Annotated in this window: 17 protein-coding genes; 7 read left to right on the top strand and 10 right to left on the bottom strand. The window is 47.0% G+C overall.

What is annotated here, in order from left to right:
• Positions 1-102: 102 nt before the first annotated feature.
• From AC5ZC7_RS16210 to AC5ZC7_RS16200, 3 genes are all read left to right on the top strand, one after another.
• Positions 103-1,497 (top strand): beta-L-arabinopyranosidase, encoded by a 1,395-nt coding sequence (locus tag AC5ZC7_RS16210; protein ID WP_496157874.1) that lies wholly within the window; start codon positions 103-105, stop codon positions 1,495-1,497.
• 141 nt (positions 1,498-1,638) lie between these two features.
• Positions 1,639-2,415, top strand: a complete 777-nt coding sequence (locus AC5ZC7_RS16205) for a DJ-1/PfpI family protein (protein WP_496157875.1) — start codon at positions 1,639-1,641, stop codon at positions 2,413-2,415.
• Between the two features lie 203 nt (positions 2,416-2,618).
• Positions 2,619-3,821: a redoxin family protein gene (locus AC5ZC7_RS16200; protein WP_496157876.1), complete on the top strand. Its 1,203-nt coding sequence runs from the start codon at positions 2,619-2,621 to the stop codon at positions 3,819-3,821.
• On the opposite strand, the gene AC5ZC7_RS16195 is transcribed toward AC5ZC7_RS16200, so the two are convergent.
• Positions 3,816-4,781, bottom strand: a complete 966-nt coding sequence (locus tag AC5ZC7_RS16195) for a metallophosphoesterase (protein WP_496157877.1) — start codon at positions 4,779-4,781, stop codon at positions 3,816-3,818. The genes AC5ZC7_RS16200 and AC5ZC7_RS16195 overlap by 6 nt on opposite strands.
• 110 nt (positions 4,782-4,891) lie before the next feature.
• On the opposite strand from AC5ZC7_RS16195, the gene AC5ZC7_RS16190 reads away from it, so the two are divergent.
• The gene (locus tag AC5ZC7_RS16190) at positions 4,892-5,584 is read left to right on the top strand and encodes a TIGR02453 family protein (protein ID WP_496157878.1); all 693 of its coding nucleotides are present in this window, start codon (positions 4,892-4,894) and stop codon (positions 5,582-5,584) included.
• A 36-nt stretch (positions 5,585-5,620) separates the two neighbouring features.
• Here AC5ZC7_RS16190 and AC5ZC7_RS16185 read toward each other — a convergent pair whose 3' ends face one another.
• From AC5ZC7_RS16185 to AC5ZC7_RS16165, 5 genes are all read right to left on the bottom strand, one after another.
• A complete protein-coding gene (locus AC5ZC7_RS16185) occupies positions 5,621-6,142 on the bottom strand; it encodes an SRPBCC domain-containing protein (RefSeq protein WP_496157879.1) in 522 nt (173 codons plus the stop codon).
• 11 nt (positions 6,143-6,153) lie between these two features.
• The gene (locus AC5ZC7_RS16180; RefSeq protein WP_496157880.1) at positions 6,154-6,609 is read right to left on the bottom strand and encodes an SRPBCC domain-containing protein; all 456 of its coding nucleotides are present in this window, start codon (positions 6,607-6,609) and stop codon (positions 6,154-6,156) included.
• A 31-nt stretch (positions 6,610-6,640) separates the two neighbouring features.
• Entirely contained in the window at positions 6,641-6,955 is a 315-nt protein-coding gene (locus AC5ZC7_RS16175) for a metalloregulator ArsR/SmtB family transcription factor (RefSeq protein ID WP_496157881.1), read from the bottom strand.
• Positions 6,956-7,071: 116 nt separating this feature from the next.
• Positions 7,072-8,316: a DUF6596 domain-containing protein gene (locus AC5ZC7_RS16170; protein ID WP_496157882.1), complete on the bottom strand. Its 1,245-nt coding sequence runs from the start codon at positions 8,314-8,316 to the stop codon at positions 7,072-7,074.
• A 59-nt stretch (positions 8,317-8,375) separates the two neighbouring features.
• Positions 8,376-8,717: a YciI family protein gene (locus AC5ZC7_RS16165; RefSeq protein WP_496157883.1), complete on the bottom strand. Its 342-nt coding sequence runs from the start codon at positions 8,715-8,717 to the stop codon at positions 8,376-8,378.
• A 418-nt stretch (positions 8,718-9,135) separates the two neighbouring features.
• On the opposite strand from AC5ZC7_RS16165, the gene AC5ZC7_RS16160 reads away from it, so the two are divergent.
• Positions 9,136-9,543 carry a DoxX family membrane protein gene (locus tag AC5ZC7_RS16160; RefSeq protein ID WP_496157884.1) on the top strand — a complete coding sequence of 136 codons (408 nt, stop codon included), beginning with the start codon at positions 9,136-9,138 and terminating at the stop codon, positions 9,541-9,543.
• Positions 9,544-9,551: 8 nt separating this feature from the next.
• Here AC5ZC7_RS16160 and AC5ZC7_RS16155 read toward each other — a convergent pair whose 3' ends face one another.
• The 3 genes from AC5ZC7_RS16155 to AC5ZC7_RS16145 all read right to left on the bottom strand — a co-directional run bounded on the left by AC5ZC7_RS16155 (position 9,552) and on the right by AC5ZC7_RS16145 (position 10,807).
• Positions 9,552-9,938: a VOC family protein gene (locus tag AC5ZC7_RS16155; RefSeq protein ID WP_496157885.1), complete on the bottom strand. Its 387-nt coding sequence runs from the start codon at positions 9,936-9,938 to the stop codon at positions 9,552-9,554.
• Between the two features lie 76 nt (positions 9,939-10,014).
• Complete coding sequence (locus AC5ZC7_RS16150; RefSeq protein WP_496157886.1) at positions 10,015-10,401, bottom strand: VOC family protein; 387 nt, start codon at positions 10,399-10,401, stop codon at positions 10,015-10,017.
• 13 nt (positions 10,402-10,414) lie between these two features.
• Positions 10,415-10,807, bottom strand: coding sequence for a helix-turn-helix domain-containing protein (locus AC5ZC7_RS16145; RefSeq protein WP_496157887.1), 393 nt, complete (start codon positions 10,805-10,807; stop codon positions 10,415-10,417).
• Positions 10,808-11,054: 247 nt separating this feature from the next.
• On the opposite strand from AC5ZC7_RS16145, the gene AC5ZC7_RS16140 reads away from it, so the two are divergent.
• Entirely contained in the window at positions 11,055-11,723 is a 669-nt protein-coding gene (locus AC5ZC7_RS16140; RefSeq protein WP_496157888.1) for a hypothetical protein, read from the top strand.
• Positions 11,724-11,796: 73 nt separating this feature from the next.
• Positions 11,797-13,254: a beta-Ala-His dipeptidase gene (locus AC5ZC7_RS16135; RefSeq protein ID WP_496157889.1), complete on the top strand. Its 1,458-nt coding sequence runs from the start codon at positions 11,797-11,799 to the stop codon at positions 13,252-13,254.
• A 70-nt stretch (positions 13,255-13,324) separates the two neighbouring features.
• Here AC5ZC7_RS16135 and AC5ZC7_RS16130 read toward each other — a convergent pair whose 3' ends face one another.
• The gene (locus AC5ZC7_RS16130; RefSeq protein ID WP_496157890.1) at positions 13,325-14,221 is read right to left on the bottom strand and encodes an NmrA family NAD(P)-binding protein; all 897 of its coding nucleotides are present in this window, start codon (positions 14,219-14,221) and stop codon (positions 13,325-13,327) included.
• Positions 14,222-14,303 lie beyond the last annotated feature (82 nt).

Genomic DNA, 14,303 nt, shown 5'->3' with positions numbered 1-14,303 from the left:
ACAACAGGGAAGTAGCGGCAAAGGTTCCAGGTTATGAAATGCATAAGCGTTATGGTGCTGCTGGTATCAGCCACCGTTGTTTCCCGTCAGCCATAGTATAATATGATGCGTATAAAAATGAATGGCTTCGCCAATGCCAGGGCATATCTGCTGATGGTGGGTATCTTGCTGATAAGTGTGTTCCTGCGGGCACAAACCACGGAGAAATTTCACAGTTGGGCGGCTTCACCGCCTATGGGCTGGAACAGCTGGGATTGTTTTGGTCCTACGGTAACGGAAGCGGAAGTAAAAGCCAACGCTGATTATATGGCCAGGTACCTGAAACCGTATGGCTGGAATTACATCGTAGTAGATATTCGCTGGTATGTAGGCAACGACAAAGCCCATGGTTATAATGAAACCAATCCGGACTATGTGCTCGATGAATATGGCCGTTTTTTACCGGCAGTAAATCGTTTTCCATCTGCCGAAGGCGGCAAAGGATTTAAACCACTGGCCGATTACCTGCATAGCAAAGGGCTGAAGTTCGGTATTCATATTATGCGGGGCATCCCGGTACTGGCGGTGAAACGTAACCTGCCGGTGAAAGGATCTACTGCTACTGCCCGGGATATTTACTCGGAGAAAGACCAATGCCTTTGGCTGCATGATATGTACACCATTGTGCCGGAGAAGACCGGTGCCCAGGAATATTATAATTCCCTCTTTGAGCTATATGCCAGCTGGGGACTGGATTTTGTTAAGGTAGATGATCTTTCTTCTCCCATATACTTTGAAAAAGAAATTGAGATGATCAGGAAGGCCATTGACCATACCGGACGCAGGATTGTGTTAAGTACCTCTCCCGGAGAAACACCTATAGCACATGCCGCACACGTACAACAACACGCCAATATGTGGCGCACCGTAGGTGATTTCTGGGATAACTGGCCTCAACTGAAAGAACATTTTGCCGTATTTGAACGCTGGAATAAATGGCGTGCCTACGGCGCCTACCCGGATGGTGACATGCTGCCACTGGGACGTATTGGTATCCGCGCAGAAAGAGGAAATCCTCGTATGAGCGGCTTCACCCGTGATGAGCAATATACCCTGATGACGCTCTGGAGCATTTTCAAATCTCCCCTGATGTTTGGCGGTAACCTGCCAGACAACGATGCCTTTACACTTTCCCTGCTGACCAACCGATCCGTGTTGAAGGTATTAAAGGAAAGTACCCACAACCAGCCTTTATTTACAGCCGCCGAAAAAGCCGCATGGATGGCCGCAGAACCAGGTACCGGGGCAAAATACCTGGCCGTTTTCAATACCGGCGATAACGGGAAGCAAAGCATCGCGGTGGAATTATCGGCCCTGGGATTAACGGGTGCCTGCCAGGTAACGGACCTTTGGTCGGGTAAAGTGTATGGTAATGTTAGTGGTAAATTTGCGCCGGAAATTAATCCCCATGGAGCAGGCTTGTACCGGATAGCACCGGTGAAACGGAGCGGGAAATAAGCTGTATCCATTCATCATAAAGAAACCCCGGTATGCACCCATACCGGGGTTTCTTTATGATGGATATTCTCCCGTTTATCAATACACTTGTCCCGATTAATGTGCCTGCTTCCGGTTAGCTTTGCAGTATAAATTGCGCTTATGAAACCACTCATTTTATTCCTCTTGTTATTGCCTTGTATTGCCTTTGCACAAAAACCTTCGTTATTATATGTATGTCCGCCCTGTGGCCCTTGCGATACCCTGATATTTCATCAGGCCGGCAAATGCCCGCATTGTGGGATGGACCTGATGGTGAAGGATACCGCCAACGATAAGAAAATCTCGATTTGCTTTTACCTCTATGACGGTGTAGAAGTACTGGATTTTGCGGGCCCCATGGAAGTATTTTCCTATGCCGGATTCAAAGTATTTACGGTGGCCAAAACACGTGCGCCCCTGTTATCCCAGGGCATCCTGAAAATAACGCCAGACTATGGTATACAGGATGCACCGGCGGCCGACGTCTTCGCCATTTTTGGCGGCGATGCCGAAGTAGCAGCCAATGATCCCGAAGTCATTAGCTGGATCAAGTCGCGCGATAAATCCATCGCCCACTATTTTTCTGTTTGCACCGGTGCATTTGTATTGGGTGAAGCCGGCTTGCTGGATGGGCTGACGGTGACTACCTTTCACAGTGCTATCCCCGCTTTGCAAAAGGCAGTGCCTACAGCGAAAGTATTGCAGCAGGTACGATATGTAGACAATGGACGTGTGATTACTACCGCAGGTATCTCTGCCGGCATTGATGGTGCGCTGCACCTGGTAGCAAAGTTAAGAAGTGCCGGCGAGGCCTTGCGGATTGCACAGTTGATGGAGTACGACAAGTATGTGCCGGAGCAGGGAATGACGGTGGTGCATCCGAAGGGCGGTAAATAAAATTTCGTTGGCTTTCATTTTCATGGGGTTAGGTACGTAATCGTATCTACCTGCATTTAATGCAGTACTTATCGCAGGTATTTTGTATTATTAGTGAGATGGACAACGATTACCACCTGCCGGTAACCACGGTCAGTTTTCGTTGCCGGGAAATTTGAGCAATGTTTTATTCCCAATCACGTGATCCTAAAAATACCTGCCACATGTTTCGCTATATCCTGTCACTGGCTTTAATTTTTTTGACCGTAAAGGTTTTTGCGCAGGTCAAAGCGGGGGCGAAAGTGTCCCCACCACATTTCACCAACTGGATCAGCAATGTGCCTGCAGATACTTCCCTGAAGGGGAAATTACTGGTGATAGATTTTTGGGCCACCTGGTGCGCTCCCTGCCTGGAAGGAGTATCACATATCAATGAACTGGTAGCTGCAAATAAAAATGTGAAGAACCTCGTATTCCTGGCGGTTACTGATGAGATAGAAGCGAAGGTGCGCCCGGTATTGAAAAAAGTGTCTTTTTCATCTGCTGTAGTAGCAGATACTACCGGTCAGACATTTGAGCACTTCAAGATAGAAGGGATCCCGTTTTGTGCGTTGGTGAATGAGCAGATGGAGGTACAATGGGCGGGTTCGGCCAGTATGCTGACGAACGACATTATCCAGCAGTTTATACGGCGTCAGAAAATCACGGCGCCATCTTTCCCGCCCGGTAATATGTCGGTGGGGAGTGCGCAGGTATATGACTCGCTTAAAACGTTGTACCACACTGTAAAATCGGATACCAGCGTGAAAAATTATTTTGATGTCGGACCATTGTTGAAAGAAGAGAAGGGGAGTACGCTGACCGAAACCAATAGTAGCTTTAGAGCAGAGATCGTAATGGGAGTAGCATTGCAGCGGGAGGTGGCCCGCTTGTTGAATGTGGGTAACAGCAGGGTGGTATTGGCACCCGGTATGGAAGGTACTTTTGTTTCTTATTGTTATAAGGGCGAAGCCATACAGGATGATGAATTGTTGTCGCGTATCATGGCCTCGCTGAAGCTGGGATCAACCACTACGGAAGAGCAAAGGGAAGCGATTGTGCTGGAGGTAACAGATGCCACGAAGCTCTACCATGATTTGCCGGCTCCGGGCGCCAATGAAAGCCGCTTCAGCACAGATGCAACTTTTATTGCCATGACTAATAACGTCCCGGCTGCCATCGTCAATGGGTTGCAGGACCGTTTTCAATGTGCGGTAGTTTTAGAACAGACAGATCGTTTAATTACACGCATTAACATGACTATAAAGACAGGCAGCTTCGCTGAGCTGCAGCAGTCTTTACAGGATTATGGGATAAAGGCTACGTGGCACAAATTGCCACAAAAAGTATATCATCTCCATTATTTACCCGCTACTACGCGCCTATAACCGGATGGCATGATCGCTGATGGTAGTTGGAAATTGTGCTTTCACCTTATCCGGCACAGGGTCCCGGTAAACCGTACGGCGTCCGCTGATATGTAGCCAGCCGGAAGGATCGAGGGTGATGAACGCAAAGAGGGCTTCTTTATAGTAGTGCGCACCGGATTGGGTGTATACGTAGGAGGCGCTGTTGAGCAGGAAATAATGTACGCCGTTCCTTTCTCCGTACCGGTCGTCATGATCATGTCCCATAAACACAGCAGCTATACGGGCACGGCTACCCGCAGTTTTGGCCGCCAGGTTGGCGTCATCAAAGATGGCAAGGATTTCATCGGCATTGCCCAGCTCCTGGAAAAAGTCGCTGAGGAAAACGGGTTGGTGCATAAAAACAATGACGGGGTATTTGGCGGCGGCAAGGTCTTGTTTTAACCATTCCAGTTGCGGTGCATCGGTAAAGCTCCGCATAGGCGCAGGCAGGGGACCCCAATTACTGTTATTGTAATCCTCCAGTGTTTTATCTTCTTTCCGTAAAAAGTTTCTGTCCATTACCACAAAATGATACCCGCCCTGGTCGAAAGAATAATACGGCTTTTCCATACCCCATAATTGCATGATGGTGGCTTTGTCGCAAACATCCATATCGTGGTTGCCCAACACGTGGTATTTGGGACCGGTAAACCGGTTCCATTGCGACATGATTTCTTCTGATTTTTTAGGGCGACAAAAATCACCGCATTGGATAATGAAATCAGGTTGCTCTTTTATCACCGCATCCATGAAAGCAGTCATGCGCGGAACTTCCGGTATGCCAAATTGCAGGTGGTGCAGGTCGGAAATAACGCCTATCCGTAATTTTTTGCCAGCCGGAGCGGGCTGACTGATAGGAACAGACCAGCTGTTGGAGGCCATTAAGAGGCCCGTGCCTGATAAGCCAAGTTGCTTCAGGAAATTTCTACGTTTCACCATTCACTGTTATTTATAGTTCCCGGAAATTACGCGGATTATTTTGCATTTTCACCAATTGCCGGGTGAACCCGCAATAGGTGTTATATTTGCGGGGTCTTTAAAAATTACGCATGGCTAAGAAAATAGCACCAGCACAGATACCCGCATCCAGCTTTGATTTTCTGAATAAGCTGAAGCAGCATAATAACAGGGATTGGTTTAATGAACATAAAGCCCTTTTCCAACAGGAACAGGAGCAGGTGGAGATTTTTGCAGAAGGATTACTGGAGCAGTTGTCTGCACACGACCTGATTGAAACACCTTCCGGCAAAAAGAGTTTGTACCGTATTTACCGGGACATCCGTTTTTCGAATGATAAAACACCTTACAAAACCCATTGGAGCGGCAGTTTTAAGCGTGCTACCAAAATGCGGAGGGGTGGTTATTATTTTCACATAGAACCCGGCAACAGCTTTATTGCGGGCGGTTTCTGGGCGCCTTCACCGGCTGATCTGAAACTGATCCGTGATGATATTGCTTTTGATGCCGCACCACTGCGGAAAATCATTAAGAGCAAAACATTTATCAATACGTTTGAGTCCCTGAAAGGGGAGCAGCTCAAAAGCGCACCTAAAGGCTTTGAGGCAGATCATGAAGCAATTGACCTGTTACGTTACAAGCAATTCCTGCTCATCCGACCTTTTTCAGATAAGGCGGTGCTGAGTGAAACGTTTTTGAAAGAGGCCAGCGATACCTTCCGGCATATGCGGCCACTGTTCGATTACATGAGTGAAGTATTGTCGTCGAATCCAAATGGAGAATAAAAAAAAGTGGTGGTGTTACACCACCACTTTTTGAAATTATATCCGCTCATTGTAAACTGCTTCCAGTTCCTTTTGCGTTGTCCAGAAAGGTTGTGGAACGGTTCCTTCCAGGTTAGCGATGAGGATGCCAACATGATTATGCCATCCGCTGGAAACGCTTAACAGGGTAGATTTTTTATCGCCCAGTTTGCGGTGAGTGATCACCATATGTACCCGGTCCGCTTGTTCTGTTAGTTCAAAAGTTACTTCTGAACCACCTTCCCAGGTAAACGACAGCAAATGTGGCGGCGCTACTTGTAGCATAGTCCCGGTGAAATGATGCCCCTGCTGCATGTCTTTATACTTTTCGGGTACCACGTCTGGCAGGGGACTGAGTTCCTGGTGAAGGAAGTGTAAATGCACTTTTCCTCCTTCAAACAATTCCATATCGCCTTTTGCGAGCCATTTGCCCCGCTTTTCCGATTCCGTAAGGTAAGCCCATACTTTCTGGATAGGGCCGGGCAAAGAACGTTCGAACCGGAGCGTGCCCGGTGCAATGATGCTACCATATTTTTCCATAAAAAAAGGATTTATCGTTTTGGAAATTTATCTGCGATGAGTCCGAGATTAATATTGTGTTCGAGGTAAGCTTTCAGGCCATCTACCACACTGGTAAAGCCGCCGGTAGAATCATTGATTTTACGTACCAGGTCATCGCCCTGTTCTGTAAACCCGTAGTTGGAAATGGTTACATAGGTGTGTCCATCTCCCCATTCTTCAAACATGAAATCTACTGCAGTAGCGGGCGTTCCCCAGTCGATCGCTATTTTTTTGTTGGGTATAATTTCTTTTACCACTGCCTGGGTGCTTACCTGGTACATTTCCCATTCCCAGGTAACCGTTTTTCCGGCGGCCAGTTTTCCGCTGCCTTTGGTAAACCAGAAGTGTTTGGTTTTTTCAGGGTCAATGAAAGCATCAAATACAATGCTTACGGGTTTCCTGATGAGCATTTGCACTTCTACGCCGGGTGTTTTGTGTGTTGCCATATTGCATGGTTTATGGTAGAGTAAGAAATTGTTAGTCTTCTTCGTTCAATAAATGTTCCAGCGTATCCAGTCGCGCACTCCAGAAAGAGCGGTATTGGTCGGCCCATCGGGATACTTCTTCCAAGGCTTTGAAATTGGCGCTGCAATGCCGTTCCCTGCCTTGCTTTACGATGAGTACCAAACCGCATTCTGTGAGGATGCGCATATGTTTGGAGATGGCAGGCTGACTCATGTTAAAGTTCTCTGCCACGGTATTCAGCGTTTGCGTTTGTTGGGCTAACAGCCCTATGATAGCCCGTCGGGTTGGATCTGCAATGGCCTGGAACACGTCTCTTCTAGCTTTCATTTATTGTTGTTTAAGATATATAACCATTTGGTTTGGTAAAATTATATATAACCATTTGGTTTAGCAAATTTATTTTTCATGCCCTTAACGGGAGAACAATGTTGAATAGAAAAAAGTTAGCGGGAAGCTGCGCCTGTCAGCGTTTGTATTTTTTGTTGAATGATTTTTTTATCGGCAGGAGAATGGGCCAGGACCAGCGCGGTTTCCAAAGAGAGGAGTGCCTGGGCATCATCAGTGCCGGTATATAGTTCACTTAACAGCACATGGTAGAGGTGGTGGCTGCCCAGGTTTAATTTCAATGCTTCTTCTAACGCCACTGCCTTGCCTTTTGCTTTGGATAAAGCATAGGTGCGGTTGAGTGCTGCTACAGGAGAGTATTCCAGTGCCAACAGGTGATTATACAGCTGCAGGATATTATTCCATTTTTCCGGTGTATCCGTTTGGTTCGTATGTCCGTAAGCGATACAGGCTTCCAGGTGATAACGGGAAAGTTTAGGCCCGGCGGCAGATTGTGCCAGGAAGTCTTTGCCTTGTTGAATGAGGGCCTGATCCCAGCGACTGGCATCCTGGTCGTTGTACAGGATCATTTCACCGGCCTCGTCTGTTCTGGCATCAAACCGGGATGCCTGAAAGCTCATCAATGCCAGCAGGGCATACACCACGGGCTGGTTGGTGTTTTCATTTTCTGTGAGCAGGAAGGTGAGGCGCATCGCTTCCAGGCAGAGATCTTTCCGCAGCGTGGTATTGTGGTTGCTGGAATAATAGCCTTCATTAAAAAGCAGGTACAGGGTAGTCAGCACATTATCCAGCCGGTGGCTTATTTCCGATTTGCCGGGAAATTCAATTTTAATTTGTTCCGCCTTTAGTTTGTCTTTGGCGCGTTGTAATCTTTTGGCGATGGTTTCTTTATTGGATAAAAAGGCGGTGGCTATTTCTTCTATGCCAAAGCCACAGAGGATGCGTAACGCCAATCCGATCTGTGCTTCGGCTACTATGGCCGGATGGCAAACCGCAAACATCATTTGTAATTGGCTGTCGTGGATATTTTGAGCCGACAGGTCAATATCCGGTATATCCGTTTCCGTAGCTCCGCGTTTTAATTCCCCGGCTACTTTCTGCCGGAAAACGGCTTCATGCCGCAGGTAGTTCCGGGCTTTATTTTTTGCAACGGTATACAGCCATGCCGTGGGATTCTCCGGTAATCCTTTCAGCCCCCAGGATTCAGAGGCAGCTAAAAAAGTGTCGCTGGCAATATCTTCTGCCACCCCGATATGTTCGAAGCCAAACAACTTACATAACACGGCTGTGATTTTCGTGTATTCGGTTCTGAACAGGTGTGGTATCAGTTGATTTTTCTCCATAAAATAGAAGCCTTTGTAATATTACAAAGGCTTCGGGAATTTTGGTGGTGAAAAGAAGATTACATGGCGTTGATTTCTCTTATTTCAATGCTGCCGCCTGCCTCAAAAATAGGACAGCCTTTTGATAGCGCTACTGCTTCATCGAGGGAGCCCGCTTTGATGATGGAATATCCACCCAGTGTTTCTTTGAGTTCTGTAAAGGGGCCGTCTGTGATAACCTGGTTGGGTTTTACTACCTTACCGGCAGGGTACAGGCGGTTGCCCGCATCGCCTAATTTATTTTGTGCCGCAATATTACCTATCCAGTCCATCCATTTCTGGGTATTGATTTGTACTTCATCGGGAGAGCGTTGAGCAACTATACTCTGGTCGGCTCTGTACAAAAACAGGAAATCTTTCATGGTTTTAAGTTTTAATTGTTCTAAAACAGTATAACACGTTAAGGTTGCCGGGATGGACACATTTGATATATTTTTTTATGGCTATACTGTAAGGTACTTGTAAATTAATAATTTATAATGATTGTTGGCCGGCCCGGTCACCATCAAAAAAAACGTTTTTCATGCCTGCCGGGGTAAGTAGTACTACTGAATTATAAAGCTACGTTGTGTTACTAAGCATAGAAGTGTTTACCCTCCTTACTTTTGCGGGGTTACCATCAATAGGGTGTTGTGGTAACAGAAGCATAGGGTGATAAAGATCAGGCAACCTTCAAATCAATAGATTTGGAGGTTGTTTGTTTTCCCCCAAAAAATACAGCTTTCCGGGTATGGTTTCCACGGTTGGCCTCCTTATATTTATCCTTCAACCCTGACCTGTATGAAACAATACCCTTTTTTGTCGCTTAAACAAACATTGTTGCTGCTGCGTATAGCCGTTGCCATTATATTCCTGGCCCATGCGCTGGTAAGAATTGGCAACGGTACCATTCCCCGTTTTGCGGAATTTCTGACCAGTAAGGGGTTGCCTTTTGGAACCGCCCAGGTATGGGGTATTACCGGGTATGAAATAGTGGGAGGCCTATTATTAATGCTGGGGTATTATACCCGTTGGATAACGGCGGGTTTCATCATGTTGTTATTAATCGGTATTGGGTTAATACATGCGGAGCAGGGGTGGTTTGTAGGCGAGCACGGTACCGGCGGTTGCGAGTACAGTTTTGTGCTCATAGTGGCACTGATGGTGGTGGCGGCAGACAGGCCTTCCAAAGCCTTGCCTGCCGGGTAAAACACTGTTTATAATATTTCCACCAGCTGGATGTGATTTCCGCAGGTATCATTGAACACAGCTAATTTGTTAGGCCCCATGATGGTGGGCGGCATACTGAATACTACGCCCGCTTCCAGGAGCCTTTTATATTCGTTGTCTATATTATCTGCCTGGAAGAAGGTGAGTGGAATGCCCGCATCAAAGAGGGCTTTTTGATAAACCCTGGCGGGAGCAAAGGCCATTGGCTCCAGCAACACTTCTACGCCATCGGGCGCTTCTTTTGATACTACCGTTAGCCAGGCGTGTTCTCCCATAGGAATATCCCTCTTTTTTAAGAAGCCCAGCACGCCGGTGTAGAACTGCAGGGCCTTTTGCTGGTCATCCACCAGGATACTGATTACCGTAACTTTCATCGCTTGTTATTTGTGTTACAAACATAAGCATTGGGTAAGAACCGGGTTTATCGGATATTGCTTTTCTTTCCGGAGGCTACATATGAAAGACATTGAATTTATGGCCATCCGGATCTGCAAATACAAATCCATAATAGCCTTCTCCAAACGTTTCCGGTTTTGAAACAATGGTGCCACCTGCTTGCTGTATTGCTTTTTCCCATTCATTTACTTCTTCCTTGCTATCAGCGGAAAGGGTGAATATAATTTCATTGCCGGTGTCAGCATCACTGATGGGGCCTTTCATGGCGGGTTCCAGTATATCTTTTAAAAAGAAATGGATGATGAAGTGGTCGTTGCCAAAGAAGAAACTGGTTAGTTGGTCGGATGCACCGTTGTGTTTAAACCCGAGTTGCTGATAGAATTGGGTAGTGCGTGCTAAATCCCGGACGCTGAAATTGGCCCATATTTTTTTAGGTTTCATATACAGTAGGTTTTTATGGTGAAACATTTTTCTTCAGCTGCTGCTGAAATCGTGCCGGCGTTATGCCTGTGCTCTTTTTAAAAAGCGTGGTGAAGGTGGGTACACTTTCAAACCCGGTGGCCATACAAACGAACGCCACCGGTTCCTGTTGTTGCAGCAGTCGTCGGGCGGCTTGTATCCTCACGGCTGTCAGATGCTGAAACGGCGTATAGCCGTAATAGTTTTTAAACAGGCGTATGAAATGATATTTTGAAAGAAAGGCCTGTTGTGCAATCCGGTCCAGGCAAATACGCTCTGCATAGTGCTGATCCATATACTGTTTCGCCCGTACTACCTGCTGTGTCAGGTCGTCTTTCGGATATTTTTTCCGCGTGATCTTTTGTACCTGTGCGATGTAAAAGTTCATGACCTTATAAAGTTAAACAAAAACGTCGTCGAAAAATACCGTGCAGTGTTGTGTTTCAGGATGATAGTATGCGAACTTATCTCCCGAAAAAAAAATATTAACCGGAATAAATATTTGGATCAAAATACCAACGACCTTTGAATTACAATTCACTTTAATGCTACGCCCTAACCGTTGGTATACCTATACCTTCACGTCCCTTTGTGCTATTATTTTTGCTGCTTGTGAACAGAAAACGCAGCACGTTATGATCGAGACTTTAAAGACACCAGGCTATGGTGCTGTGTTTAAAGGAGATTCCGGTGTGATCATTAAAAAGCCCGCCTGGCCTTACCTGGTAACTGCTAAACTGATTGATACTACCCTCATCACCGATTGGAGTTATACAGAAGATACCGACACCATTGGCAAGTATTACCGGTTAAATGATGAAGACGCTTATCTCGCCTGCATATTAGACCACGCTATTGACGGAAGGGAAAATTTATTACTATTTGAAACCAATCCCCGGGGAGCTGTCACGAAATCCTTTCACTATTATTATGGTGCAGCGCATTGCTGCTGGGTAAGCGCATTTGACGGCTTCGGGCGCATGGGCCATTACTTTTTTATCAGAACCTGTAGCACGGGTACTGCTATGTGTACCAGTGAGCTGTATTTGTTCAAAACCGCGATCGCACAGGAGGCGCAGCAACCTATCTCAGAATGGTACTGGATGGGCAGCAATGCCGCCGATCCTGCCATACACGGCGTATCCTCTGTAGTAGATGTGCAGGGCGACAGCGTTCAGGTACATTATAAAGTAGTAGCCGGTGTAGCACCTATGAGAACAGACAGCTTTGATATCAGTTACCACCTGCTGGATGGCAGATGGGTAGCCAGTGATAGCGCTGCCTTCAAAAACGGCCGATACTAAATGTAAGCTCCCACCTTTTTTGACCGTTTGAAATGATTTGTATACTTTGCCATCTTTAATAAACACGTTACTGATGGAATTAAAGGATTTATCTCCACAACCTTTATGGCAACATTTTGCCGCATTAAATGCGGTACCCCGTGCTTCCAAAAAAGAGGCCGCTGTAATTGACTTTATGCTGCAATTCGGTAAAAGCCTGGGGCTGGAAACCAGCAGGGACGCCATTGGCAATGTGGTGGTGAAGAAGCCCGCTACACCCGGAATGGAACAACGTAAAACGGTGATACTACAATCACATCTCGATATGGTGCATCAAAAAAACAGCGATGTAAATTTTGATTTCGCCACACAGGGAATTGATATGTATGTAGACGGCGACTGGGTAAAAGCCCGTGGCACTACGCTGGGTGCCGATAACGGCATTGGGGTGGCTGCTATCATGTCGGTGTTGTCGGCTACTGACCTGGCACATCCCGCTATTGAAGCCATGTTCACCATTGATGAGGAAACGGGTATGACGGGTGCCAAACAACTGGATCCATCCCGCTTTAGCGGTACCATTCTCCTGAACCTGGATACAGAGGAAGAAGATGAACTGACGATTGGTTGCGCCGGTGGCATCGATACCAACAGCCAGGCCACGTATAAAGAAGTACCTGCACCCGCCGGAAGTATCGCCTATAGCATTCGTATCAAAGGCCTGATGGGCGGACACTCCGGCATGGATATCCATAAAGGACGCGGTAACGCCAACAAGCTGATGAACCGCTTGCTGTACAAAGCAACACAAGTAGTGGCGCTGCAACTGGTTAGTATAGATGGTGGTAGCTTACGTAATGCGATTCCGCGTGAGTCGGTTGCTACGGTAACCCTTCCGGCCACAGATAAAGCAACATTTACCGCTTTCCTGGACAACTTCCGCGAGGTGCTGATAGCAGAATACCAATCTATCGAAAAAGATTTGCAGATAACGCTGGAAGAAGTACCCGTTCCAGCCAAAGTAATGGACGCTGCTTATTTCACGCAATTGCTCCGTGGTATCTATGCGTTGCCTAATGGTGTATTCCGCATGAGTCCTGATATTGCCAACCTGGTAGAAGCATCGTCTAACCTGGCGCGGGTGATTGTGAAAGACGGTGAGTTCATCACACAGTCCCTGCAACGTAGCAGCGTGGAAAGTACCAAAGAAGACGTAGCTACCGCAGTAGGTGCCGCCCTGGCAATGATCGGATGTGAAGTAACCCATGGTGGCGAGTATCCGGGCTGGAAAGCAAACCCTGATTCCGAAATTCTGCGGTTGCTGTTGTCCTTATACAAAAATCATTTCACACATGAACCTAAGGTAGGGGCTTGTCATGCCGGATTGGAATGTGGTATCCTGAATGGTCATTTCGCCGGTAAACTGGACATGATTTCTTTTGGCCCTATCATTCATGGTGCGCACTCGCCCGATGAAACGGTGAACATTGGTTCTGTAGGCAGGTTCTATGATTATCTCCTGCATATACTGAGAGAGATACCCGCGAAGTAATAAATAAGATATAACAAGAAGAAGCCCCCCGCATATTTGCGGGGGGCTTCCTTATTCAAGGTACGGGCGCTTAGTTGTGACTGTTGTAGGCGAATGCAAATTCTTTTGCAAAGTCTGTAAAGCTTCTTTCGCCAAAGGCTTGTTGCTGATGTTGACGATAGTCGGTGAACAGGGTGCCTTCCCGTAAAGCCACTCCTATTTCTATGATGTATACTTTCGCCATTTGTTCGCTCATGCCGCTCTGTAACATGCCATGTAGCAGGTCTTCATCAGAAAAACCTATCCAGGCCAGGTTCGGCTGACCAATAGCATTGCCCAGTATAGCAGCTATTTCCCCACCGGTTTTTTCATCGCTGGCCACATAGCGAACGGTTTTCCCCTTGAAATCGAGGCGGTCAAGTGCCGTAGCGATGGCGGTGGCGATATCTTCAGGATGCGACATTACCATGGTGGTGGTGGCGTCGAAGTTGTTGCCAATGATGTGCTGGTGACGGATCATGTCCATAGCGCCGTAGAAGTTGGAGTAGAACATACCCGGACGAATGTGCAGCACGTTGGTGTTTTCCAGGGCGTTTAACTGTTGTTCCACATAGTAGTTAGCGCTGGTAGGGCCGGGGCCATCTGCTTTGTGGGCGCCGATGGCACTCAGGTTCACCACATGCTTTACACCGCTTTGTTTGATAGCGCTGGCATAACGTTCACCCATATCTTTCATATATGCGCGGATGTCGCTGGCCTGGTAATCGGGAGGGATCATGGTATATACGGCGTCTGCGTTGGCGAAGGCCTGCAGTAAAAAGTCGGTGTCGTCTATGGAGCCGATGGCAGGGATGGCATGCAGCGCTTTTATAGCGGCAGCTTTCTCTGGTTGGCGGCTTATAATAGTGACCTGGTGGCCTTTTGCGATGAGTTGTTGGGCAAGTGGTTTGCTGATGTTTCCAAGGGAACCTGTAATCGTGATGTTCATAAAATGATGTTTTAAAATTTTCTTTGACAAAAGTAAATCAGTACTTACTTTTGTACAAGTACTTACCCTAAAGTATGTATAT

The sequence above is a fragment of the Chitinophaga sp. 9-1-y genome (assembly GCF_059511905.2).
The sequence above is the reverse complement of the archived record's forward strand: the minus strand, read 5'-3'. Positions and strand labels throughout refer to the sequence as shown.